Genomic DNA, 24,319 nt, shown 5'->3' on the forward strand with positions numbered 1-24,319 from the left:
GATCTCCCGCTGACCACGTTCGCCGGTGCCGCGCGCGGCGGGCCCACGCGGCCGGACGGCCGGGCGCTGCCGAAGGAAGTGCGACCCGCGGGCTACGCGCAAGGCAATGCCACGTAGTTAGGATCCTCCGCGATCTTCATGCAAACCGTTGACCTGCGGTGATGACGGTCGATCTTGGCTAACTAAGCAGCATTGCCGCGCGCCTCGCCCAAGGCGCACGCCCTTCCTTCGCGTCTTCGAGAACACCTTTCGAAGACACGGATCCAGCACCGCCCGACAGGCCCAGCGAGGACACCTCTCCGGGCCGAGGAACCGGAAGGCCGCGATGTCAGGATTGTCTGGGTGTTTGCCCGGAGCCACTGAGGACACGCCATGTCCACGGTGACCGTCGAAGCGACCGGCGGGGCGACCACCACCGCCGAGCCGCTGCTCGCCGTCACCGGATTCACCAAGCGGTTCGGCGAGGTACTCGCCAATTCGGACGTGAGCCTCGACGTCCGGCCAGGTGAGGTACACGCCCTCATCGGCGAGAACGGCGCCGGAAAGTCCACGCTGCTCAAGCTCGTCTACGGCATGTACCGGCCGGACTCCGGCGAGATGCGGGTGGCCGGTGAGCGGGTCGCCGTCGGATCGCCGACGCAGGCCCGTGCCCTCGGTATCGGCATGGTCTTCCAGGACCTGCGGCTGGTGCCCGCATTCACCGTGACCGAGAACTACGCGCTGGCGCTGGCCAGGGCCGGCCTCACGCTGCGGCAGAGCGAGCTGCGCAAGCGGATCGCCGAGGCCAGCGAGTCCTACGGGCTGGCCGTCGACCCGACGGCGCTGGTGCGCCACCTGTCGATCGGTGAGCGCCAGCGCACCGAGATCCTCAAGGTGCTGATGACGGGCGCCCGGATCGTCATCCTCGACGAGCCGACCAGTGTGCTCGCGCCGTCCGAGGTCGACGCGCTGTTCGCGATGGTGAACGGTCTGAAGGCGCAGGGCTTCGGCGTCGTGATCGTCACCCACAAACTGGCCGAGGTGCGGGCCATCGCCGACCGGGTGACGGTGCTGCGCGGCGGGCGGGTCGTGCTGGGGGGCGTGGACCCGAAGCCGATGACCGACGCCGAGCTGGTCGAGGCGATGGTCGGGCAGACGGTGGCACCCCTGCCGGCCCAGCGGCCGACGGTCGTCTCGGAGGCGCCGCCGGCGCTGGAGCTGGTCGGGGTGAGCGCGGTCGGCGACCGCGGCGTCACCGCGCTGCACGATGTCACCCTCACCGTCCAGCCAGGCGAGATCGTCGGCGTGGCCGGCGTGGCTGGCAGCGGGCAGCGGGAGCTGTGCGAGGTCGCCGTCGGCGCCCGCCCGGCGTCGGCCGGCACCGTCCGGGTGAGCGGCCAGGAGCTCGGCCGCGGCGGCCCGACCGCGGGGATCACCGCCGGTGCCGTCGACGTGCCGGAGGACCCGGTGAACGACGCCGTCGTCCCGACGCTGACCGTGCTCGAGCACATGGCCCTGGGCAACCTGCGGGCCTTCCTGCGCCGGATCGGCGTGGACTGGCGCCGGATCGGCAGGCACACAACGGAGATCAACGACCGGGTCAGGCTGCGGATGGCGCCGGCGCACCGCCGGGTCGCCGACCTGTCCGGCGGCAACATCCAGCGCGTCATGCTCTCGCGGGCGCTCGGCCGGGAGGCGAGCCTCGTCGTCGCCGCCTACCCGAGCCGGGGCCTGGACATCGCCACCACCCGGCGCACCCAGGAGCTGCTACTGGGCCGCCGTGCCGACGGCGCCGGGCTGCTGGTGGTCTCCGAGGACCTCGACGAGCTGATGTCGGTCGCGGACCGGATCGCGGTGTTCTGCGCCGGCCGGCTCACCGGCGTCGTGTCGGCGGCGGCCACGAACCGCCAGGAGCTCGGCGCCCTGATGACGGGCGCACCGGCCCCGGCCGAGCCGCCGGCGGCGGCCCCGGTGCCAGCCGAGCAGGTCGCCGTGGCTGGACAGCTGGCGGACGGCCCGATGCCTGAGGGGGGCGAGGGGGCATGAGCGACACGACCATTCCGGCTCAGGCCGAAGGAGGCGCGACAATGGCGGAGCCTCGCGCCGCCGGAGGCCCGCAGATAGTCGCGCAGTTCAAGCCGGAGGACGCGACCGGCGGTGGGGGCGCGGTCGCGACGGCGACCCTTGCTCCCGAGGTACCGGTCGCCCCGGGGACTCCTGGCGCCTCCGCCGTGCCGGCCGCGCCGGCCGTCGAGAGCCGGCTGACCGGGATCGGACGCGGGGTCGCCCGGTGGGCCGCCGCGCTCGCCGGCGCGATCGCCATCTTCACCGTGCTCCTGCTGCTCAAGGGCGCGAACCCGGCGAGCGTCTACTCCAACGTGTGGACCTCGACGTTCACCAACCAGCCGTCGATCGAACAGATCTTCGTCAAGGCGGCGCCGCTGCTGCTCGGCGCGCTCGCCGTCGTGGTGCCGGCCAGGGCCGGGCTCGTCAACGTCGGCGGCGAGGGCCAGATCGTGATCGGCGCGGTCGCCGCCGGCGGGATCGGGATCTCGCTCGGCGACAGGCTCGGCGGCGGGCTGGTCATGATCCTCATGGTCGTCGCGTCGATGGCCGCGGGCGCGGCCTGGGCGGGGCTCGCGGCGGTGCTGCGCCTGACGGTCGGCATCAACGAGGCGGTCAGCACGCTGCTGATGAACTACATCGCCCTCGACCTGCTGCTCTACCTGATCTACTCGCCGTGGAAGGACCCGCACGGCACCGGGCAGCCGACGACCGCACCGCTCGCGGACACGGCGAAGCTGCCCTACCTCGGCACCACCGCGGTCCACGTCGGGATCGTGTTCGCACTGATCGCGACCGCGGTCGTCTGGCTGCTGCTGCGCTACACGACCTGGGGCTTCCGGCTCCGGGTGATCGGCGGCAACCCGGAGGCGGCCCGGCGCGCCGGGCTCCCGGTCGCGCTGCTGCTGCTCTCGGCGATGCTCGTCGGCGGGGCGCTCGCCGGGCTCGGCGGCATGGTCCACTACGCCGGCGTCGAGTACAAGCTGCGCACCGGCATCACCACCAACTTCGGCTACATCGCGTTCCTCGCGAGCTGGCTCGCGCGGCACAACCCGGTGAGCGTCGTGCTCGCGGCGCTCGCGCTCGCGGCCATCACGGTGGCCGGCGACAGCCTGCAGCTCGACTCGGCGCTGCCGGCGGCCACGGTGAACATCCTGATGGGCCTGGTGCTCATCGCCGTCCTCGGTTGGACGACACGCAAGAAGAGCGGGGGGAAGGCGCGATGAGCAGCCTGGTGGTCGACGTCCTGGCCGGCGCCGTCGGCGGTGGCACGGCGATCATGTATGCCGGGCTCGGCGAGACCATCTCCGAGCGGGCGGGCGTGATCAACCTGGGCACCGAGGGGAGCATGCTGGGCGGCGCCCTGGCCGCCTACGCGGCCACCGCGACCTCGGGCAGCCCGTGGGTGGGTGTGCTCGCCGGTATGGGCGCGGGCGCGGCGCTCGCCGGCGTGCACGCGGTGCTGGTGGTGGCCCGCAAGGCCAACCAGTTCGCGTCGGGCCTGACGGTGATGTTCTTCGCGCTGGGCCTCACGTCCCTGTTCGGCGCGGCCTACGTCGGGCGGCAGATCCACGCGCTCAACCCGTGGAAGGTGCCGGGCCTGTCGGCCATCCCCTGGGTCGGCCCGATCCTGTTCGACCACGACCCGCTGACCTACATCTCGTTCGCGGTCGCCCCAATGGTGTGGTGGCTGCTCTACAAGAGCCGGGTCGGCCTGCTGATCCGCACGGCGGGCGAACACTCCGAGGTGCTGCTCGTCCATGGCTACTCGACGAACACCGTGCGCTATGTGTCGGTCATCGCCGGGGGCGGGCTGTGCGGGCTCGGCGGGGCGCAGCTGTCGATCGCCTACTCGAACGCCTGGTTTGAGAACATGACGGTCGGCCGCGGCTTCATCGCGGTGGCGCTGGTGATCTTCGCGACCTGGAACCCGCTGCGGGTCATGGCCGGCTCGTACCTGTTCGGCGCGGCGCTCGCCCTCTCCCCCGCGCTGCAGGCCCGTGGCTACGGGATCAACCAGTTCGCCCTGGACGCGATCCCGTTCGTCGTGACGATCCTGGTGCTCGCCGTACTGGGCAAGCGCACTCTGCTCGCCGCGCCCGACGAGCTGCGCCGCGTCTTCGAGACCCGCGCCGCCTAGCGCGAGACCCGCGCCGCGCGGCGCCACAAAGCCCCCGCATCGGTTTCTGACCGATCGGCCGGACCGGCCGGGATCCTCCCCTGCCCCCTTTGGCCGTCCGGCCATCTCCTCCTGCCCGCGCGCCGCACTGACCCCACGGCGCCATCCCTCCCTGCCCAGAACGACCCGTTCGCGGGAACCTCGGCTCACTTCCACCGGGAAGGACCTCTTTCACAATGCGATTCCGTTCACGGCGGGTCGTGGTGGCGTTCACCGCCGTCGCCTCCGCGCTCGCGATCGCGGCCGCCGGCTGCAGCAGCGCGGCGTCCCACGACTCCGCCGCTACCGCCTCCGGCTCCTCGGCGCCGGGCAAGGACAGCAAGGCCGTCGGTTTCATCTTCGTCGGCCCGAAGGACGACTACGGCTACAACCAGGCCGCCTACCAGGGCAGCCAGGAAATCAAGAAGGCCTTCCCGGACCTGCAGGTCATCACCGCGGAGAACGTCCCCGAGGACGACAACGCGGCCCGGGTCATGGAAGGCATGATCCAGAAGGGGGCGAAGATCATCTTCGCCACCAGCTACGGCCACCTGGACGCCGCGCTCAAGGTCGCCGCCGCCCACCCGGACGTAGTCGTCGTCCAGCAGGGCAACGTGATCGCCGACGGAAAGGTCACGGCGAACACCGGCACCTACTTCGGCACGGTCTACGAGCCGGTCTACCTGGCCGGCATCGCCGCCGGGAAGGCGACGAAGTCCAACAAGCTGGGCTACGTCTACGCGTTCCCGATCCCGCAGACCATCGCGAACATCGACGCGTTCGAGCTCGGCGCGAAGTCGGTCAACCCGGACGCGAAGACCTACACCGTCAACACCTCCAACTGGTGCGACCCGGCCAAGCAGGCCCAGGCCACGCAGAGCCTGCTCTCCCAGGGCGTCGACGTCATCAGCCAGCACCAGGACTGCACCGGCACCGTCATCAAGGCGACCGAGGCCGGCGGGGCATTCACCGTGGGCTACCACGCGGACGCCTCGTCGCTCGCGCCTAAGGGCTGGCTCACCGGCTCCGAATGGGCCTGGGGCCCGCTCTACACCGACATCGTGAAGACCGCGCTGGGCGGGACCTTCACCGGTAGCAAGTACAACGCGAACTACCGCGTCGGATACAAGAACGGTGAGAACCCCTTCGTCCAGTCGAAGTTCGGGCCATCCGTGACCCAGGAGACGAAGGACGCCATCACGAAGGCCAAGACGGACATCTCGGCGGCGGACGGCTCGCCGTTCAAGGGCCCGATCACCGACCAGGAGGGCAAGGTGCGCATCCCGGCCGGCACGGTCCCGGACTACGCCACCCTCGACACCATCGACTACTTCGTCGACGGCGTCGTCGGGGAGCTTCCCAAGTCCTGAGGACGGCCCGGATCATGACCTGACCGCGGCCAGGGGCGTCGCCGTCCCGCCGCGGTCAGGTCTACCGCTCCACCCCCGCGACGCCCCGGGGCGCGGCTTCCGTGCCGCCGGGGCGTCCGGGCCGCCGACGGCCGCCGTCGCCGGCCGTCGACCACGCCAGCAGCTCGGGGAAACCGAAAGGACCACGATGACCGCCAACGACGTCACCTTCGCCACCGTTGAGGCGGACCCGTACAACTGGCCGTACAACGGATCGTTCTCCCCGGCCACCACCGCCGTGATCAACATCGACTGGCAGGTCGACTTCTGCGGCAAGGGCGGCTACGTCGACGCCATGGGCTACGACCTGGAGCTCACCAGGGCGGGGCTCGCACCGACGGCGCGACTGCTCGAGGTACTGCGGCCGCTCGGGTTCTTCATCGTGCACACCCGCGAGGGCCACCGCCCGGACCTGTCCGACTGCCCGCCGAACAAGCTGTGGCGCTCGAAGCGGATCGGCGCCGGCATCGGCGACGAGGGCCCGTGCGGGCGGATCCTGACCCGCGGCGAACCAGGCTGGGAGATCGTCCCCGAGGTCGCCCCACTGCCCGGCGAGGTCGTCATCGACAAGCCGGGCAAGGGCTCGTTCTACGCGACCGACCTGAACCTGGTCCTGCAGCGCGCCGGCATCACCCACATCATCCTGACCGGCATCACCACCGATGTGTGCGTCCACACCACGATGCGCGACGCCAACGACCGTGGCTACGAGTGCCTGCTGCTGTCCGACTGCACGGGCGCGACCGACCACGGCAACTACGAGGCCGCCCTCAACATGGTCAAGATGCAGGGCGGCGTCTTCGGTTCGGTCGCCACCTCGGACGCGCTGCTCACCGCCGTGGCCGCCCCGGTCGCCGGCTGACCGGCGATGGTCAGCGCCTTCCCCGAGCCCGAAGCCCTGGCACATCCTAAAACCCAAACCCAAACCCAAACCCAAACCCAAGCCCTGACCGGAGCCCCAGCCCCAGCCCCGGCTTCCCCGACCGCGCCGGCGCTCGTGCCGGCGCCGCTCGACCTGCAGGCCGCCGTGCTGCGCGCCGCCTACCTCTCGGGGCGGCTGCGCGTGGCCGACGTCGTCGACGCGGTGCTGGCGGCGATCGCCGCCCGCGGCGACGATGGCGTCTGGATCCACGTCGCCGACCGCACCGACCTCCTCGTCAGGGCGGCCGAGCTCGACGCGCGTGCCGCGGCGGTGGCGCCCGGTGACGACCTCCCGCCGCTGTTCGGCCTGCCGTTCGGGGTGAAGGACAACATCGACGTCGCCGGGATGCCGACGACGGCCGCCTGCCCGGGCTTCGGCTACCAGGCCACCGTCGGCGCGCCGCTGGTCGACGCGCTGCTCGCCGCCGGCGCCGTCTGTGTCGGCAAGACCAACCTCGACCAGTTCGCCACCGGCCTGTCCGGGGTCCGCAGCCCCTATGGCATCCCCACCTCGCCGTTCGACCCGGCGATGATCGCCGGCGGGTCCAGCTCCGGGTCGGCGGTCGCGGTCGCCGCGGGCCTGGTCACGTTCGCCATCGGCACCGACACCGCCGGCTCCGGCCGGGTGCCGGCCGCGCTGACGAACACCGTCGGCATCAAGCCGTCCCGGGGGCTGGTCAGCTCCAGGGGCGTTGTGCCGGCCTGCCGGTCGCTGGACTGCCCTTCCGTGGCGGCGCTGTCGATCGCCGACGGCGCGCTCGTGTTGGACGTCATCAGCGGCTTCGACGAGCACGACCCCTGGTCGCGCCAGTTTCCCTCGCCGACACCCGGCCGGGTCCCCTGGACGGGCGAGGGAGGCGCGCCCAGTCTCGGGGGGCTGGGCGCGCCGTCCGTCCGGCTGGGGATCCCGGCCGCGGCCATGGTGGCCGCCGACTGCGACGACGCGGTCCAGGCGGTGTTCGGGCGCGCGCTCGACCTGCTCACCGCCATGGGCGCGGAGCTGGTCGAGATCGACCTCGCCCCGTTCTTCGAGGCCGGGACCATGCTCTACGGGGGCCCGTGGCTTGCCGAGCGCTACGCCGCGGTCGGCGACTTCCTGGAGGAGCATCCGGACGCCGTGCACCCGGTCGTCGCCGAGCTGCTCGCGCCCGGCGCCCGGATCAGCGGCGTGGACGTCTTCACCGGTGTCGACCGACTGCGGACGCTGCGCCGCCAGACCGAGGCGACGTGGCGGGCGGTCGACGCGCTGGTGCTGCCGACCGTGCCCCGGACGTTCTCCGTCGCGGACATGCTGGCCGACCCGATCCGGCGCAACGCCCGCCTCGGTCGGTACACGACGTTCGCGAACCTGCTGGACCTCGCCGCCGTCGCGGTCCCGGTCGGCTTCGGCGGCGGTCTGCCCTACGGCGTGAGCGTCATCGGCCCGGCCGGCTCCGACGCCCAGCTCGCCGCCGTCGGCGCCGCGCTGCACACGAGTTCCGGCCTCGCGCCAGGACGCGGCACCTTCCCGCTGGCCGCGGCACCCGGGACGGCGGCCACCAGCCTGCCTGCCTGATCGCGCCCGACGAGCCCGGGCCACGGCCGTGTGGCGGCCGCGGCCCGCCCCACGGCGGCGAGCCGGCTGGGTACCCTTGGGGAGTACCTGGTGGGCTAGGGACGGGGCGTGGCAGCCATGTCGACGAAGCCGCGGGCAGGCGACGGGCCCGACGTGAGCGGCGACGAGGACGGGACCCAGGACCCGGTCGCCGAGGCGGTGCCGTCACACGGCCAGCACGGCTACAGTGCGCACCGCGATGACTACCTCGCTCGGCTGCGCCGGATCGAGGGCCAGGTCCGTGGTCTGCAGCGCATGGTCGACGAGGACAAGTACTGCATCGACATCCTGACGCAGGTCTCCGCCGCCACCCGCGCCCTGCAGTCCGTCGCGATCGGCCTGTTGGAGGACCACCTCGGCCACTGCGTCGCGGACGCCGTCGCCACCGGCGGCCCGGTCGCCGACGAGAAACTGCGCGAGGCGAGCGCCGCCATCGCCCGCCTCGTCCGCTCCTGACCTTGCCCGCTCCCGCCCCTCGCCTGTCCTCCCCCGCGGGCTACGGGCAGGGGGCCTCGTAGGTGCGGCCAGGGGCGGCGCGCAGCCATTCGGCCTGGGTGAGGCGAGTGCCGACGCGGGCGCAGACCTGCTCCGCGGCGACCGCCGGGTCGAGCTCCCACACCCGCGCCGAGCCGGCGCCGGCGGCGGCCAGCACCCAGCCGCGGCCGGACGAGCTGAGGGCCAGCGCGCCCGGCGTCCCGTCCACGCGCAGGGTCCCGCCGACCTTCGGGCGCGTCGGCGACGTCATGTCCCAGACCGAGATCTCACCGTCGGCACCGCCGGTCAGAAGCGTCCGCCCGTCCAGGCTGAAGACCAGTCCGGCGACGCCGGCGGGGCGGGCGCCGAACGTGGCTACCGGCCGTGGCCGCCGGCCGCCCGAAAGCTGGTAGAGCTGGACCTTGCCGCCGTCCGACGCCGTGGACGCGGCGACGCCGGCGGAGCGCCGGTCGAGCGGGGTGGTGGCGACGGCGAGCAGGGAGTCATCCGGGCTGAACCGGACCTGACTCGCCTTGGCCCAGACGTAGAACTCGGCGTACGGGCGAGGCTGGGCCCGCTCCGGGAGATCCCAGATCCGCAGGAAGCCGACGGCCCCGACCGCGAGGGTCCGGCCGTCCGGCGCGAGCGCGACCGACAGCGCCGGGCCCGCGACCCTGACGGCGGCGAGCTGGCGGGGGTGGGCGTGGTCGGCGACGTCCCAGAGCCGCACGGCGCCATCCGCCTCGGCGGTGGCCAGCGTGCGGCCGTCGGCGGAGAAGGCGATGTCGTTGACCGTCGCCGCGGCGCCGCGCAGCGCCGCGAGCTGGACGGGGCGGGCCGGGTCGGTGAGGTCCCACAGCCTGACCAGCCGGTCGGCCCCGCCGGTGGCCATCACCCGCCGGTTGCCGGCGTCCGCCGGCGCGGCGGTGACCGCCATGACCGCGCCCGTCTTCGCGAGGAGCGTGGCACCGCGGTGAACCGTGCTCGGGTCGCGCAGGTCCCAGACGCCAACGCCGGTGTCACCCGCCTGCAGGAGGGTGGCGCCGTCCGCGCTGAGCGCGACGTCATGGACAGCGCCGCCCGCCTGCCCGGTCTCGCGCACCGCGGCGTCGACCAGCACCTTCGCGGCCTGCGGCGTCTCGGAGATCCGGTATGCGGCCACGGCGAGCTGGCCGGCGAAATCCGGGCGCGCGGGGAGGAGCTGACCCGCCTCGGCCGCCAGCCGCCGCGACGTCGCGGCGTCCCGGGCCGCGTGCGCCCGGTCAAGGATGGCGATCACGCCGACGACCACCACGGCGACCATGATGGCGCCGGTTAGCACGCTTGCCGGCGTCACCAGCGCCCGCGGCCGGCGGGCGGCCGCCCGGAGCCAGCGGCTACCGCCCCCGCCCCGCGCTGGCTCGGTGTCCGGCGCCGGCGGCGAGGCCGACTCGTCGTCGGCGCCCTGGGCGGCGGAGGGCAACGGGACGATGGCGGACTCGCCGGGAGCGTCATCCGATCGCGTCGGCTCGGCGGACGGCTCGCTGTCCCCCGTCAGCTTCGTCCCGCCCTTTGGGGCGGACGCCGCTGGCGCGGATGCACCGGCGTCCTCGTCGGGCGCCGGTGGGCCGTCCTCGTCAGGCACCTCGTCGTCGGGCACCTCGTCGTCGGGCACCTCGTCGTCGGGCACCTCGTCGTCGGGCACCTCGTCGTCGGGCACCACCACCGGGGCGTCCGGAACCGTTGCGGCGCCTTCCGGAAGGTCGACCGCGCTCAATGCCTCGGCCGTCGCCAAAATCGCCGTGACGTCGCTCTCAGCCGTCGCGACGGGCTCGGCTGTCTCCTCGGGCGAGGCTGTCTCCTCGGGCGAGGCTGCCGTAGCCGTCGCGGACCCGGGCGGCGCGGACGTGGCTGGTGCTGACGTGGCATCGTCCGCCGCCGGCTCGTCCACCGCGGTCGGCTCGTCCACCGCCACCGGCTCGTCCGCTGGACGGGTGTCGTCGTTCTCCAGCCGCGGCGCGACGTCCTCGAAGAGGTCCTCGAGCCCGGCTGCCGCCGCGAACTGGCCGGCCGTGGCACGGGCGAGGGGGGCCGGGGGCGCGGGGACAGGCGCGGTGGCCGGTGTGGGCAGGTTGGCCAGCTCGAGCAGGCGGTCGGCGAGGTCGCGCGCGCTGATCCGGCGGTCCGGGTTCTTGCGCATCACGTCGGCCAGCAGCGCCGCGAGCGGCGCCGGCACGCCCGCGAGGTCGGGCTCGGTGTAGACGACCCGTTGCAACAGCGCGCGCGGCGCGCCCTCGCCGAACGGCGGCCGGCCGGTGGCCGCGTAGATGATCAGCGCACCACAGGCGAACACGTCGGCGGCGGCTGTCAGCGAATGGCCCAGGGCCAGCTCCGGTGCCATGAACGCGGGCGCGCCGAAGGTCGCCATCGCCGGGCCGCGGCGCGTCCCCTTGCCGAGGCGGCCGGCGGCCCGGGCGACGCCGAAGTCGATGAACCGGGGCCCGCCGGCGGCGAGCACGACCCGCGCCGGCTTGAGGTCGCCTAGCACCAGGTCCTGGTGATGCAGCTCGGCGAGCCCGGTGGCCATCGCCGCTCCCAGCCGCCCGACCGCGGCCGCGGACAACGGGCCGCCGGAGGCGACCATCGCGCCGAGGGTCGGAGCGTCGAGGAACTCCGTCACGACGTACGGCGTCGGCCCGTCCACGTCGACGCCCAGGACCTCGGCCAGGCAGGCCGGCGCGGTGTCTCGCGCACGCAGCGCCTCGACGCGCAGCTGCCCCAGGAACGCCCGGTCACAGGCCAGGTCGGGAGCGATGATCTTCACGGCCGAGCGGCTTCCGTCGCCCGCGCGGCACAGGTGCACCACCCCGGTGCCGCTGGTCACGAGGACCCGCTCCACGAAGTACGGACCAATCCGCGTCGGGTGTTCCGCGCGGCCGCCGCGGCTCCGGCGCGCGGGTGTCGGGCGCTCACCGGCCACGCACAGACCTCCAGGAAACGCCGACCAGCCAGGGGACGACGCGGTCTCGCCGAACGACATCCAGCCGCCTGGTTACCCCAGCGGATACCGCTGGCCCGCCGGCAACCGCGACGACCCGGCCGTCCTTGAAAGCCGGACTCGGAGGTGTCATCGAGTTTGCCGTTCGGTACGTCTGTCCAGGTCGGATGCTATCCGCGTGCCCGGGCGGCCCGATGACGAGCCGGAATGCCCGGACAGCGCAGATGCGGACGCGCGGGCGTTTCGCCCGCGTTCCCCGACCGCCGCACGCCGCCACCCCGACCATCGACAACAAAGGGCCGGCCACCGACGACCGCCGATCACCCAGGCGACATCAGCCGGCGGGCGTTGACCGGGCGAACGGCCGCAGTCGTGCCACCAACCCGCGCACCTCCGCGCCCGCCGCCGCGATGATCTCTTCGGGAGAGGCGTCGCGCGCACCCTCCAGCAGCACATCGAGCGCGGTCAACCGCTCCGCGACCTCGGTCATCAGGTCGAAGTCGCGGACCCGCTGGTGGGCCAGCTCGCTGAGCCGCTCGTTCTTCTCGAACAACTCGACAAAGACACTGACCTTGGCCCGCAGCAGCCACGGGTCGAACGGCTTGGCGATGTAGTCGACGGCGCCGACGGCGTATCCCCGGAAGGCGTGATGCGGCTCACGGTCGATGGCGGTGAGAAAGATGATCGGCGTGTCCCTGGTCCGCCCACGCTGCTTGATCCGGTGGGCGGTCTCGAACCCGTCCATACCGGGCATCTGCACGTCCAGCAGGATCACCGCGAAGTCATCGACGAGCAGCCGTTTGAGCGCCTCCTCGCCGGAGGAGGCGGTTACGAGCTCCTGGTCCAGAGAGGCCAGGATCGCCTCCAGCGCCATGAGGTTGTCGGGCCGGTCGTCGACCAACAGGATCTTGCTCCGTGGCCGTTCCGCACTCGGCCCGTCTCCTGGGTCGACAGGACCGCCGGTCCGCTCGGTCACCCGCCTTCCTCCTCCTGTCGTGATGCGCCTCGGTCGCGCCGGTTCCGCGGGTCATGGGGCCCCAGACTCGTCCTCCATGCGCGCGCCGGCATACCAACCATCGCTGATAGCCCCCGAGCGGTCACCACCGCCCCCCGAAGAATCGCCTGTGAGCCGCGCCTACCGGCTTCCCAGGCAGGCGCCGGTCCCCGCCCAGCGAGGCACGCCGCCGCCCGGTGACGGCGCATCGGCGCGGCGCCAACTCAGCCACCTCCTCGACCCGGAATCAGCTCAGCCACCGCCATATACCTCGGTCCGGAACCACGTAGGGACGGCGCTGGCGCCCGACAGTTCTCATCTGTGACGGGCGCCCCGGCGCCCGCTAAAGATGAGAGCGCATGACGGAGAGGAGGCGGTCGAGGTCGACCGGCTTCGTGATGTAGTCGCTCGCGCCGGCCGAGATGCTCTTCTCACGGTCGCCTGGCATCGCCTTCGCGGTCAGCACCAGGATAGGCAGATCGACGAACGCCGGCATCGCCCGGATCACCGTGGTCGCCTCGTTGCCGTCCATGCCGGGCAGCATCACGTCCATCAGCACCAGCCTGACGGCCTCGTCGCTCTCCTGCTGCAACAGCTTGATTGCGTCACGCCCGTTGTCCGCGTACCGCACCCGCATGCCGAACATCTCCAGCGCGCTCGTCAGCGCGAAGACGTTACGAACGTCATCGTCGACGACCAGCACCGTGGTGCCCTGCAGCGGGTCGGCCTCGTCCGGGTCGACCTCGCGGCGCGGCCGCGAGGTCTCGGTGAGGAACGGCGTCCCGCCCGGCTCCGGTGTACCCAGCTCCCCACGCCCGGTGGCGACGCCCGTGCCGGCGCCGCCCACCGGCTCGCCGGCCGGGAGCGTCCGCATGGCCGGGAGGTCGGTCGCGTCCGGCTCGCCGCTCGGCAGCGCCGGCTGGGAGGGCGCGAGACGCGTCACCGAGGTGTCGGGGGCCCAGGCGTCGCCAGGGCCGACGGCCGGGTAGCCGGTGCCGGGCTGGCCGGGCGGGGTGAACGCGCCGTGGCCGTCGAGCCCGGGCTGGCCCCCGCTCGACGCGCCCTCGTCCCCGATGATGATCAGGACATCGTCCGGCTCGCCGGGCGTGAGCCCGTAGGGCACGTGATCCGTGGGCATCACCGACGGGACGTAGAGAGTGAAGGTGCTGCCCTGCCCGAACGCGCTGGACACCGCGATCGAGCCGCCGAGCAGCCGCGCGATCTCCTTGCTGATCGACAAGCCGAGCCCCGTGCCGCCGTAGCGCCGCGACGTCGTCCCGTCCGCCTGCTGGAACGCCTCGAAGATCATGCGGAGCTTGTCGGCGGCGATCCCGATGCCGGTGTCGGACACAGCGAACGACAGCACGGTCGGTGCCGAGCGCAGGCTCGGCACGATGAACGGCCCGTCGGACGAGGCCACCGTGACCTCCAGGCGGACCGTGCCGGCATCGGTGAACTTGACCGCGTTCGACAGCAGGTTGCGCAGCACCTGCTGGATGCGCTGCTCGTCGGTGACGAACTCCGCCGGCACGTCCGAGGCGACCGTCACCGCGAAGGTGAGCCCCTTCTGCGCGGCCAGCGGCCTGACCGCCTGCCCGATGCCGTCGCACAGCGCGTCCGTGCGCACCGTCGCCGCCTCGACGTCCATCTTCCCGGCCTCGACCTTCGACAGGTCGAGGATGTCGTTGATCAGCATGAGCAGCTCGGAGCCGGACGAGTGAATCGTCTTGGCGAACTCGATCTGCTGGAACGTGAGGTTGTCGTCCTGGTTGTCGGCCAGCAGCTTCGCCAGGATGAGCAGGCTGTTCAGCGGGGTGCGCAGCTCGTGGCTCATGTTGGCGAGGAACTCGGTCTTGTACTGCGACGACAGCGCGAGCTGCTCGGCCTTCTCCTCCAGGCCGATCCTGGCGAGCTCGATCTCGCGGTTCTTCACCTCGAGAAGCTGCGCCTTCTCCTCCAGCTCGGCGTTCGTGCGCTGCAGCTCGACCGACTGGGAACGCAGCTCCTGGGTGAGCCGCTGGGATTGTGCCAGCAGCTCCTCGGTCCTGGCGTTCGCCATGATCGTGTTGAGCACCACGCCGATCGTGTCGACGAGCTGCTCGACCAGGTTCAGGTGCAGGTCCGAGAACGGCGTGAAGCTCGCCAGCTCGATCACGCCGAGCACCTGGTTCTCGAACAGCACCGGCACCACGACCAGGTCGCACGGCGGCGCGCTGCCCAGGCCGCTGCGGATGGTGAGGTAGCCGGCCGGCACCTTCTCCACCCTGATCCGGTTCTTCTCGACGGCGGCCTGGCCGATCAGGCCCTCGCCGAACAGGAACGTGCCGTCCGAGCGGCGCCGCGGCACCGAGCCGTAGCCGGCGACGTAGCGCAGCTTGTCGCCCTCGATGAAGTCGAGCAGGTAGACGGTGCCCTGCTGGGCGTTCACCGCCGGGGTCATCTCGGAAATGATCATCTGGCAGACGGCGTACAGGTCGCGCTGGCCCTGCATCTTGCTGCCGATCCGAGCCAGGTTCGACTTCAGCCAGTCCTGCTGCGCGTTCACCTCGGTGGTCTCGCGCAGCCGGGTGATCATCTGGTTGATGTTGTCCTTGAGCTCGGCGACCTCACCCTCGGCCTCGACCGAGATCGTCCTGGTCAGGTCGCCGCGGGTCACGGCCGTCGACACGTCACCGATCGCGCGCAGCTGGATGGTGAGCGTCGAGGCGAGCTGGTTGACGCTGTCGGTCAGGTCGCGCCACACGCCGGCGACCCCGGCGACCGTCGCCTGGCCACCGAGCTCGCCCTCGACGCCGACCTCGCGGGCCACCCTGGTGACCTCGGCCGCGAACGAGGACAGCTGGTCAACCATGATGTTGACGGTGTCCTTGAGCTCGGCGATCTCGCCCTGCGCGTTGACGGTGATCTTCTGGGACAGGTCGCCCTTGGCGACCGCCGTCGTGACCAGGGCGATGCCGCGGACCTGGGTGGTCAGGTTGGCGGCCATGACGTTGACCGAGTCGGTCAGGTCCCGCCACACGCCGGAGACCCCGCGCACGTGCGCCTGCTCGCCCAGGTTGCCTTCGGTGCCCACCTCCTTGGCGACCCGGGTGACCTCGTCGGCGAAGGCCGAGAGCTGGTCGACCATCGTGTTCAGGGTTTCCTTGAGGTCGAGGATCTCACCCTGAGCGGTAACGGTGATCTTCTGTGAGAGGTCGCCGTTGGCGACGGCCTTCGCCACCAGGGCGATGTTGCGGACCTGGGCGGTCAGGTTGCCCGCCATCGAGTTCACCGACTCGGTCAGGTCCCGCCAGACCCCGGAGACCCCGCGCACGTGCGCCTGGCCGGCCAGGTTGCCCTCGGTGCCCACCTCCCAGGCGACCCTGGTCACCTCGTCGGCGAACGACGAGAGCTGGTCGACCATCGTGTTCAGCGTGTGCGCGAGCGCGGCCACCTCGCCGCGGGCGTCGACCTGGATCTGGCGGGTCAGGTCGCCGCGCTGGACCGCCGCCGCCATCTCGGCGATGCCGCGGACCTGGGTGGTCAGGTTGGCGGCCATGACGTTGACCGAGTCGGTCAGGTCTCGCCAGACGCCGGAGACGCCCTTGACCGTCGCCTGGCCGCCGAGCTTGCCCTCGGTGCCCACCTCCTTGGCGACCCGGGTGACCTCGTCGGCGAAGGCCGAGAGCTGGTCGACCATCGTGTTGACGGTGTGCTTGAGCTCGGCGATCTCGCCCTGAGCGTCGACGGTGATCTTCTGCGACAGGTCGCCGTTCGCCACCGCGGTGGTGACGTGGGCGATGCCGCGGACCTGGGCGGTCAGGTTGCCCGCCATCGAGTTCACCGACTCGGTCAGGTCCCGCCACACGCCGGAGACGCCCTTGACCTGCGCCTGGCCGGCCAGCTTGCCCTCGGTGCCCACCTCGCGGGCCACCCTCGTCACCTCATCGGCGAACGAGGACAGCTGGTCGACCATAGTGTTCACAGTCGTGCCGATGTGCAGGAACTCACCCCGCACCGGCTGGCCCGCGATCTCCAGCGGCATGTGCTGGGAGAGATCGCCCTCGGCCACCGCCGCGATGACCCGACCGACCTCGTGCGTCGGGCGGGCGAGGTCGTCGATCAGCGAGTTCACCGACCGGGTGAGGCTGCGCCAGCCGTCCCGGCCGCCGAGGTCGTCCATCCGCTGCGTCAGCCGGCCCTCGCGGCGGATGACATTGCTCACCCGCTCCAGCTCGCGGGCATGCCGCTCCTGGGTGGCGGCCAGCTCGTCGAACCGGCGGGCGACCTCGCCGGACAGCCCGTCCCGGAGGCCGAGGCGGACGCTGAAGTCGCCGTCACAGAGTCCGGACAGGCCGGCAAGCAGATCTGCCAGCAGGTCGTCCACGGCGGCCGAGGCGAGGTCGTGGCCCCCTCCTGGCCCATCCGGCGGCGCGCCGTCCAGAACGGCGGTCGCTGTCCCATGACCGCCGCCGTTCTGGCTCGACGATCCAGCACCCTCCGTGGTCCCCCCGTGGTCGGCCAATGCTGAGCGGGCCTTCGTGCTCGCCGACGAACCGGACAGGGCACCATCATCTTGGCGCGCGTCCGGCGCTTCGTGGTCACGATCGAGGCTCATCTGTCTCCTCGGGGTCTACGGCAGCACACCGGTGGTAGCTATTCGTCCCTCGGCAGGTCACACCCGGCGTCAGTATCCGCCTAGCCGGGGACATCACAGGAGAGACTGACCGACATGAGCGCCGTAGGGCTGGATGGACGGCTACCTCACCACACCATCACACTGCCGCCCGCAGCGGAGTCACCGCGCTCCGCCCGCAGGTTCCTGCTGTCCGCTCTTCGCGGAAGGATCGACGAGGACACCCTCGACTCGGCGTTGTTGCTGGTCACGGAACTTGTCACCAACGTGGTGGTCCATGCGGGCACGCCGGCGACGGTCGATGTCACGGCCATCTCGCCTGGGGAGCTGGCGGTCCGGGTGCACGATCTGCATCCGGTGCGCATCGGCTCCTCCCGGCGCGGCGCGGGCGACGGGCAGGCTGGTGGCCAGGAGGGTGGCCTCGGCGAGTCGGGCCTGGGCGGCCTGCGCGAGGACGGCCGAGGTCTCGCCCTCGTCGACGCGCTGGCCAGCAGCTGGGGCACTGAGCACGGCGCTGGAGGCAAAACCGTCTGGTTCCGTCTCATCGGCACCACCCGGACGGAATCATCGCCCGGCGAGCCAGCCACCGCCCCCTCCGAGCCGGCAGACAATGTGATTTCTCTCACATCTGCGCCCGCGGCGCGGTCGTCCCCCGCCGCGAGCACCACGCCGGCGCGGGTGGAGCGGTCCCCGGCCAGCCCGCTGGCCGGGCCGACACAGCCGACCGCGGTACCCACCGACCCGCCCGCCGACGGTTTTCTCCCTCGTCACAGCGAGCGAACCTGCCAGACCACGACCTCCCAGATCGGCTCCGCCGATCCGGCAGGGACCCCGTTCGTCGATCCGGCAGGGACCCCGGGCGCCTCGCCGTCGGCCGCCCCCGAACCGGCGCTGGAGCCCTACCCGCGGTCCCCTCGGATCATCTCCCGGTCGACCGCGCGTGCCCTCACGGCCGAGGGCGAGGTCGCCGAGCTGCTCGCCCAGCTCGTCGACGCCCAGCCGGTGACCGGCGGACTGGTTCACCGGCCGTCGCCAGACGACCCGGAGCCGGAGATCGTCGCCGCCCTCGGCAACACCGGCGAGCCCACCGACGCGTTGTCGTTCCCGCTCGACCCGACCCAGGACAGCCTCGGCGAGGTGCTGCTCTGGCCGGACCCCGCCCATCCGGGCCACGGCGGCCAGCCGGCGGCCGTCGACGCGGAGCGGGTCCGGCTCGTCGCGCGCTGGATGGCGCTCGCGCTGGGCGGCGGCGACATGCGCCAGGCCGAGGAGCGCCGGATCGGGATGCTGTCGTTCCTCGCCGAGGCCTCCGACCTGCTCGCCGGCAGCCTCGAGCTGGAGCACACGCTGTCCATGCTGGCCCACCTGCCGGTGCCGCGGATCGGCCGGTGGTGTGCCGTCTACCTGCGCCGCGACGACGGAAACCCGGTCCTCTCGGCGGTCGCGCACGCGGAGGAGGCCGCGGAGCCCGAGCTCACCGCGGCGGCCACCGACCCCGCCGGCCCCCTGCTGGCGGCCGTGCGCGGCGCCGGCACGACACCGGTGCGGCAGGTGACCACCCCGGACGGCCCGGTCCTCGTGGCCGTGCTGCGTGCCCGGCGCCGGGTGCTCGGCGTGGTCGCGATCGGGCGTGACCCTGGTGGCATGTTCGCGGCCGACGAGGCCGACCTGCTGGCCGACCTCGCCCGCCGGGCCGCGTTCGCGGTGGACAACGCCAAGCTCTACAGCCGGCAGGTGGAGCTCGCCGACGGCCTGCAGGCGGGGCTACGCCCGCCCGTGCTGCCCGAGATCCCCGGCCTCGACCTCGGCGCCGCCTACGGCGCCGCCCGCTCCGCCGGGCTGGACGTCGGCGGCGACTTCTTCGACCTGATGCCCGGGCCCGACGGCTGGACGGTCGCGATCGGCGACGTCTGCGGCAAGGGCGCCGAGGCGGCCACCGTCACCGGCGTCGCGCGGGCCGTCCTGCGGCTGCTCACCGGCCAGGCCACCCCGGTGGGAAAGATCCTCGTCGACCTGAACAGGACGCTGCGCGACACCGCGACGGCCTACCCCCACGGCCAGCCGAGGTTCTGCACCATGGCGACGGCGAGCCTCGCCGAGCCGTCGGAGAAGGGTGTTCGGCTCACGCTGCACCTGGCTGGCCATCCGCAACCGGTGCTGCTGGCCGGGGACGGCGGCGCGGCCTACGTGGGCGTGCCCGGGACGCTGCTGGGCGTGCTCGACGACGACGAGGTCGCGTTCCCGTCCACGGACGTGGAGCTGCACCCCGGCGACGCCCTGGTGCTCTATACGGACGGGGTGGTGGAGGCCCGGTCGGGCCGGGAGCTGCTCGGCGAGCAGCGGCTCCTGGAAGCGGTCGGCGGCTGCGCGGGGCTGTCCGCGCAGGGCGTCGCCGATCGGGTGCGTGCCGCGGCCGACCGGTTCGCGGGCGGCAACCTGCGCGACGACATCGCCATCGTCGTCCTCCGCGTGCCCAGCCAGCCTTGAGGCGGTCCCGCCGGGGTTCCTGCCGGATTGGCGGAGCTTGCGTAGCCAATCTGGGAGGTCCGGGACGCTTCGCGCCCCAGACCTCCCAGATCGCTTCGCGATCCGGCAGGGACCCCGGGTGCTGCGCTGAGGCGCTGTCACCGGCGGTCGCTGAGTGGCGCTGCGCCGATGATGTTGGCAGGCATGTCGTTCGCCGGGATGGCGGCGCCATCTGCGACCTGGAGTGGCATCACCCAGAGTGATGCGACTGTCCCGCCACGCGTCAGCGCGAGTTCGGGAGATGGACGACGTATCCGGCCCCATTCGGTGCGGCGTGTGTCCCGTCTGCCCCGGTTTGCCGTTCATCCTCGGGAACGAACAGCGACTCTCCGTGGTCAACAACGACGGGTGGTTGCGACAACGGGTAGTGGGGTAGGAGGCTGGCGGCAGCCCCCGGCAATGACCGACCGTCATTTCGGGGTGAGCCGACCCGGAGCGTGACCAAGGCTCGCCGACACCAGACCGGCGCTCCCGCGTTCCCGGGCCACCGGACGCGCGGGTGGACCGGCCGCGCGGGCTCCGGACGGCGAGGTGGCCGGAAAAATCGGTGTCTAACGAGGCTTCCGGACCGCTCCGGCTGGGTAGACCGTGTTGGATGTTCTCGTTCCGATTTGGTGGTCGATGAGCGCGATGCAGGGGTCCCCTTCGATGCCGCTCGCGGAACCGAAGGGGGAGGCGGTGCCGGTGAATGTGGTGCCGGTGAATGTGGTGCGCCGGGCGTCGTCGGGCACCCCACCCGCTACCCACATCCTCGCTGAGTTGCCCTACCTGCCTTCGGCCGTGCCGCACGCCCGCCAGGTGCTGCGTGAGTCACTGCGTGGCGCCGGCCTGGACGAGGACGCCACATCGGTCGCCGAGCTCCTCGTCAGCGAGCTGGTGACCAATGCCGTGAAGTACGGCCAGCCGCCCGTATGGCTGCTGGTAGAGCTGCGCCCAGGGCTGATCCACGCCTCGGTCTCCGACACCTCCACAGCGCTTCCCGAACGCCGCGCCGTCGACGACGACTCCGAGGGCGGCCGTGGCCTGCTCGTCCTCGACGCGCTCGCCGGCAGCTGGGGGGCCGTGACCGTCGGCTCCGGCAAGTACCTCTGGTTCGACCTGGCCGTCACCCCGGCCCACACCCCCGACGGCCACGCCTCGGCTCCCGTCCCGGCCGCCACCCCGCGGCCGACCCCGGCGGCCTGAGCCGGCCGCCGAGGCGCGAAGGACACCCGCGCCGGCGACCGATGGGCTGACAGCCGGCGCGGAGTCGGATGGCGAGGTCAGGGCGTGGTGGCGGAGGCGGCCGAGGAGGTCCGGCCTTCTGGCTCGCCGCCCGGGCGCGGGATGTTGGCCGGGACCGGGGCCGCCGCCGCGGCCGGAGCGAGGGCCGGGGTGGCCTCACCGGCCTCGCTGAGGCCGATACGGGCGTGGAGCCAGCGAAGCGGCGCGGGAGCCCACCAGTTGAGGTCGCCCGCGACCCGCATGAAGGCCGGGACGAGGACGCCGCGGACCAGGCTCGCGTCCAGCAGGATCGCCAGCGCCGTCCCCAGGCCGAACATCTGCATGAACCGCACCGAGCCGGTCGCGAACGCGGCGAAGGTGACGGCGAGCAGCACCGCGGCGGTCGTGACGATCCGGCCGGTGCGGGCGAGGCCGGTGGCGACGGCCTCGGCGTTGGGCCGGCCCGCGTCGTGCTGTTCCTTGATGCGGGACAGCAGGAAGACCTCGTAGTCCATCGACAGGCCGAACGCGATGCAGAACAGCAGCACTGGCATCGACGTGTCCAATGGGCCCGGCGTGAAGCCGAACAGGCCGGCGAGGTGCCCGTCCTGGAAGATCCAGACCGAGACGCCCAGGACGGCGCCGAGCACCAGCCCGTTGAGCACGATGGCCTTGAGCGGGAGAACCAGGCTTCCGGTGAACAGGAACAGGAGCACGAACGTCGCGAGCGCGATCAGACCGATGGCGAGCGGGAGCTTCGCGCTGATCGCGTGCTTGCCGTCGGTGAGATAGGCCGACTGGCCACCGACGAGGACCTCGGTGTCCGCCGGCACCGGCAGCGCGCGGGCCTCGCGGACCAGGTCCTGGCCGGCGGCGGACATCGGGTCGATCGACGGGACGACCCGCAGGTAGGCTCCGGCGTCTGCGGTGAAGCGGGCGGAGGCGGGGCCAGGTGGCTCGGTCCGCGCGCCGCCGCGGAACTCGCCCACGGCGCTGTCGACCCGGCCGACGCCCGGCAGCCTGGACAGCTCGGTGGCGTAGCCGGCGAGCGCGTCGGTCGTGGTGGGGCCGTTGACGACGACGTCGAGCGCGCCGCTGATGTTGGAGTCGAAGTCGTCCCGAAGGACGTCGCCGACGACCCGGCTCGGCGTGCCGCCGCTCAGCACCCGGTCGTCCGGCGTGCCGAAGCTGACGTGCAGGAGCGGAGCGGCGAGCAGCAGGAGCAGCGCGACCACCGGCAGGCCGGTGAGCAGCGGCCGGCGCATCACCTGGGTCGCGACGACGCGCCAGAACGGCGACTCGGTGGCCTCTCGCGGCGTGGCGCCGGCCGCCGCGGACGCCGCACTCTCCCGGGCGACGCGGCGACGCCGGATCAGGCCGACCAGGCCACCCACGCGCAGCGCGTTGACCCGTTCGCCGAGCAGCAGCAGGACGGCCGGCAGCGCCACCACGGCGGTGAGCATCGTGACCAGGGTGACGGCGATGCCCGCGTACGCCATCGACTTCAGGAAGAACGGTGGGAAGACGAGCATCACGGCGAGCGCGACGATGACGGTGGCGCCGCTGAACAGGATGGTGCGCCCGGCGGTACGCACGGTCGCGACCGTCGCGGCGCGCTTGTCCTTGCCGGTGGCGAGCTCCTCCCTGAAGCGACTCACCGTGAGCAGCGCGTAGTCGATGCCGAGGCCGAGCCCCAGCGACGTCGCCAGGTTGACCGCGAAGATCGAGACGTCGGTCGCCTCGGCGATCACGGACAGCGCGGCGAACCCGCCGAGGATCCCGATCAGGCCGACGCCCAGCGGGAGCAGCGCGGCGACGACACCGGCGAACGCGATGACCAGCAGGACGAGCGTGATCGGGATGGCGAACGACTCGGCGGTGGCGAGGTCGGTGCTCACGCTGCTGCCGATGTCCCTGTTCACGCCCGCCGGCCCGCCCGGTCGCACCGTGACCGGGCCGGCCGCGTCGGCCGCGTCCTCGTACTTCTTGACAAGGTCATCCGCGTGGTCGTCGTCGACCGTCGCGACGACCAGCGCCTCGCGGGAGTCGTCCGAGCGCAGCGACGGACCGGCACCCGTCCAGTAGGAGGCGGCGCCTCGCACGCCCGGCTCCTTGCCGAGCTCGGCGGTCAGCGACCGGCCGGCCGCGGCGACGGCTGGGTCGTCGACGGTCCCGGATCGCGCGGTGACCAGCAGGACCAGGTTGGGCGCGCCGCCGAACTGGGTGTCGACGATGTCGGCGGCACGGGACGAGTCGGACTTCGGGTCGTCGAAGCCGCCGGTCATCAGCTTGCCGAAGGCGCCGACGCCGAGCACGCCCGCCCCGACGACGAAGATCAACGTGATGGTCAGGACCAGGCGGGGCCGGCCGGTGACTGCCCCGGCGAGACGTGTGAACACCGTTGCCTCCTGAGAGCTATAGTCTCAAGAGAGAACAGTGTTCTCTGAAGAGAATGCTGTCAAGAGCAACCACCGCGCCCCGCCCCTCGGACCCCGAGGGCCGCTGGCACTGACCGGAATGCGACTCGCCGGCCAGGCACGACCGGTCGCGGCATCGGATCTCGGCTGGAAAGATGACCCGGATGACTCCACTGGCACCGCGTCGCGAGCGACAGCGCGCGGCGACGATCGCGGAGATCAAGCAGGCTGCCCGCGACCAGGTCGCGCTGGGCGGGGTCGCGGCGATCTCGCTGCGCGGCGTGGCCAGGGCGATGGGAATGACCCCGTCGGCGCTGTATCGGTACTTCGACAGCCACGACGTCCTGATCACCGAGCTGTGCGCGGACGCGTTCGGCTCGCTCGCGGACACGCTCGAGGCGGCCTTCGACGCCGCCGTCGACGAGCCGGACCAGGCCAGGCGCTGGCTGCTGCTGGCCAGGGCATACCGCCACTGGGCGCATGAGAACGAGCCCGCGTACGCGCTGCTGTTCGGGCCGCGCACGCTGGAGCTGGACAAGTCCGGGCGGTGCGGCGCCGAGATGCACCGCGCCACCGGCGTGCTGTTCCGCTGCATGATCGAGCAGATGGGCGGCGGTGCGGTCGACCCGTCCCACCTCGACGAGCAGCTCAAGCCGGAACTGCGGGCGCGGCTGGTCGACTGGGGGGTGGACGAGGGCGCCCCGATCTCCGCGGCGGGCCTGGCCGGCTGCCTGATCGTCTGGACCCAGCTGCACGGCTTCCTGTCGCTGGAGCTGTTCGGCCACCTGCCGCCGACACTCGGCCAGTTCGACGACCTGTTCGACCAGCAGATGCTGGACGTCATCGTCCGCATCGGCTACCGGCACCCGATCGACATCGCGACCACCGCCGCTCCCTCGCCCGCCGACTGGCTCGCCGGGAGCGCGGCGCCCACCGGCGCGCCCAGCGCCCATCCCGCTCGGTAACCGATCGCGGGAGGGGCGAGGGC

At 72.4% G+C, this 24,319-nt stretch carries 14 protein-coding genes; 10 read left to right on the top strand and 4 right to left on the bottom strand.

Annotated features, from left to right (window positions below; genetic code table 11):
* Positions 1–372: 372 nt before the first annotated feature.
* The 7 genes from BCD48_RS42920 (at position 373) to BCD48_RS42950 (ending at position 8,581) form a co-directional block, all read left to right on the top strand.
* A complete protein-coding gene (locus tag BCD48_RS42920) occupies positions 373–2,025 on the top strand; it encodes an ABC transporter ATP-binding protein (protein WP_083420079.1) in 1,653 nt (550 codons plus the stop codon).
* A gap of 41 nt (positions 2,026–2,066) precedes the next feature.
* On the top strand, positions 2,067–3,269 hold the full coding sequence (locus BCD48_RS42925) for an ABC transporter permease (RefSeq protein WP_083420080.1): 1,203 nt from the start codon (positions 2,067–2,069) through the stop codon (positions 3,267–3,269).
* Complete coding sequence (locus BCD48_RS42930; RefSeq protein WP_071054276.1) at positions 3,266–4,183, top strand: ABC transporter permease; 918 nt, start codon at positions 3,266–3,268, stop codon at positions 4,181–4,183. Before BCD48_RS42925 ends, BCD48_RS42930 begins: the two co-directional genes overlap by 4 nt.
* 215 nt (positions 4,184–4,398) lie before the next feature.
* Entirely contained in the window at positions 4,399–5,571 is a 1,173-nt protein-coding gene (locus tag BCD48_RS42935; protein ID WP_071054278.1) for a BMP family ABC transporter substrate-binding protein, read from the top strand.
* 187 nt (positions 5,572–5,758) lie between these two features.
* Positions 5,759–6,472: a biuret amidohydrolase gene (gene biuH, locus BCD48_RS42940; RefSeq protein WP_071054279.1), complete on the top strand. Its 714-nt coding sequence runs from the start codon at positions 5,759–5,761 to the stop codon at positions 6,470–6,472.
* 135 nt (positions 6,473–6,607) lie between these two features.
* Positions 6,608–8,086 (top strand): allophanate hydrolase, encoded by a 1,479-nt coding sequence (atzF, locus tag BCD48_RS42945; protein WP_071054280.1) that lies wholly within the window; start codon positions 6,608–6,610, stop codon positions 8,084–8,086.
* 117 nt (positions 8,087–8,203) lie between these two features.
* On the top strand, positions 8,204–8,581 hold the full coding sequence (locus BCD48_RS42950; RefSeq protein ID WP_083420082.1) for a metal-sensing transcriptional repressor: 378 nt from the start codon (positions 8,204–8,206) through the stop codon (positions 8,579–8,581).
* Positions 8,582–8,621: 40 nt separating this feature from the next.
* Here the strand turns inward: BCD48_RS42950 and BCD48_RS42955 are convergent, their stop codons facing one another.
* From BCD48_RS42955 to BCD48_RS42965, 3 genes are all read right to left on the bottom strand, one after another.
* Positions 8,622–11,462 carry a WD40 repeat domain-containing serine/threonine protein kinase gene (locus tag BCD48_RS42955; RefSeq protein ID WP_198543636.1) on the bottom strand — a complete coding sequence of 947 codons (2,841 nt, stop codon included), beginning with the start codon at positions 11,460–11,462 and terminating at the stop codon, positions 8,622–8,624.
* 448 nt (positions 11,463–11,910) lie between these two features.
* Positions 11,911–12,552 (bottom strand): response regulator, encoded by a 642-nt coding sequence (locus BCD48_RS42960; protein WP_071054284.1) that lies wholly within the window; start codon positions 12,550–12,552, stop codon positions 11,911–11,913.
* A 361-nt stretch (positions 12,553–12,913) separates the two neighbouring features.
* Positions 12,914–17,167, bottom strand: a complete 4,254-nt coding sequence (locus tag BCD48_RS42965) for a HAMP domain-containing protein (protein WP_083420084.1) — start codon at positions 17,165–17,167, stop codon at positions 12,914–12,916.
* 114 nt (positions 17,168–17,281) lie between these two features.
* Here BCD48_RS42965 and BCD48_RS42970 point away from each other — a divergent pair, with 114 nt between their 5' ends.
* Together BCD48_RS42970 and BCD48_RS42975 are read left to right on the top strand one after the other, a co-directional pair.
* Positions 17,282–19,672 (top strand): SpoIIE family protein phosphatase, encoded by a 2,391-nt coding sequence (locus tag BCD48_RS42970; protein WP_071054286.1) that lies wholly within the window; start codon positions 17,282–17,284, stop codon positions 19,670–19,672.
* 687 nt (positions 19,673–20,359) lie between these two features.
* On the top strand, positions 20,360–20,896 hold the full coding sequence (locus tag BCD48_RS42975) for an ATP-binding protein (protein ID WP_397428861.1): 537 nt from the start codon (positions 20,360–20,362) through the stop codon (positions 20,894–20,896).
* A 77-nt stretch (positions 20,897–20,973) separates the two neighbouring features.
* Here BCD48_RS42975 and BCD48_RS42980 read toward each other — a convergent pair whose 3' ends face one another.
* Complete coding sequence (locus BCD48_RS42980; protein WP_071054288.1) at positions 20,974–23,313, bottom strand: MMPL family transporter; 2,340 nt, start codon at positions 23,311–23,313, stop codon at positions 20,974–20,976.
* A gap of 182 nt (positions 23,314–23,495) precedes the next feature.
* On the opposite strand from BCD48_RS42980, the gene BCD48_RS42985 reads away from it, so the two are divergent.
* Complete coding sequence (locus BCD48_RS42985; protein ID WP_071054290.1) at positions 23,496–24,296, top strand: TetR/AcrR family transcriptional regulator; 801 nt, start codon at positions 23,496–23,498, stop codon at positions 24,294–24,296.
* Positions 24,297–24,319: the final 23 nt, after the last annotated feature.

Source organism: Pseudofrankia coriaricola, assembly GCF_001854805.1.
Classification (GTDB): Bacteria; Actinomycetota; Actinomycetes; order Frankiales; family Frankiaceae; genus Pseudofrankia.

What these genes read in the sequence shown, in the direction of transcription:
- BCD48_RS42975 (WP_397428861.1), top strand. Translation starts at nt 20,360, where the DNA reads ATGCCGCTCGCGGAACCGAAGGGGGAGGCGGTGCCGGTGAATGTGGTG.
- BCD48_RS42930 (WP_071054276.1), top strand. Translation starts at nt 3,266, where the DNA reads ATGAGCAGCCTGGTGGTCGACGTCCTGGCCGGCGCCGTCGGCGGTGGC.
- BCD48_RS42925 (WP_083420080.1), top strand. Translation starts at nt 2,067, where the DNA reads ATGGCGGAGCCTCGCGCCGCCGGAGGCCCGCAGATAGTCGCGCAGTTC.
- BCD48_RS42950 (WP_083420082.1), top strand. Translation starts at nt 8,204, where the DNA reads ATGTCGACGAAGCCGCGGGCAGGCGACGGGCCCGACGTGAGCGGCGAC.
- BCD48_RS42935 (WP_071054278.1), top strand. Translation starts at nt 4,399, where the DNA reads ATGCGATTCCGTTCACGGCGGGTCGTGGTGGCGTTCACCGCCGTCGCC.
- BCD48_RS42985 (WP_071054290.1), top strand. Translation starts at nt 23,496, where the DNA reads ATGACTCCACTGGCACCGCGTCGCGAGCGACAGCGCGCGGCGACGATC.
- BCD48_RS42965 (WP_083420084.1), bottom strand. Translation starts at nt 17,167, where the DNA reads ATGAGCCTCGATCGTGACCACGAAGCGCCGGACGCGCGCCAAGATGAT.
- BCD48_RS42970 (WP_071054286.1), top strand. Translation starts at nt 17,282, where the DNA reads ATGAGCGCCGTAGGGCTGGATGGACGGCTACCTCACCACACCATCACA.
- biuH (WP_071054279.1), top strand. Translation starts at nt 5,759, where the DNA reads ATGACCGCCAACGACGTCACCTTCGCCACCGTTGAGGCGGACCCGTAC.
- BCD48_RS42920 (WP_083420079.1), top strand. Translation starts at nt 373, where the DNA reads ATGTCCACGGTGACCGTCGAAGCGACCGGCGGGGCGACCACCACCGCC.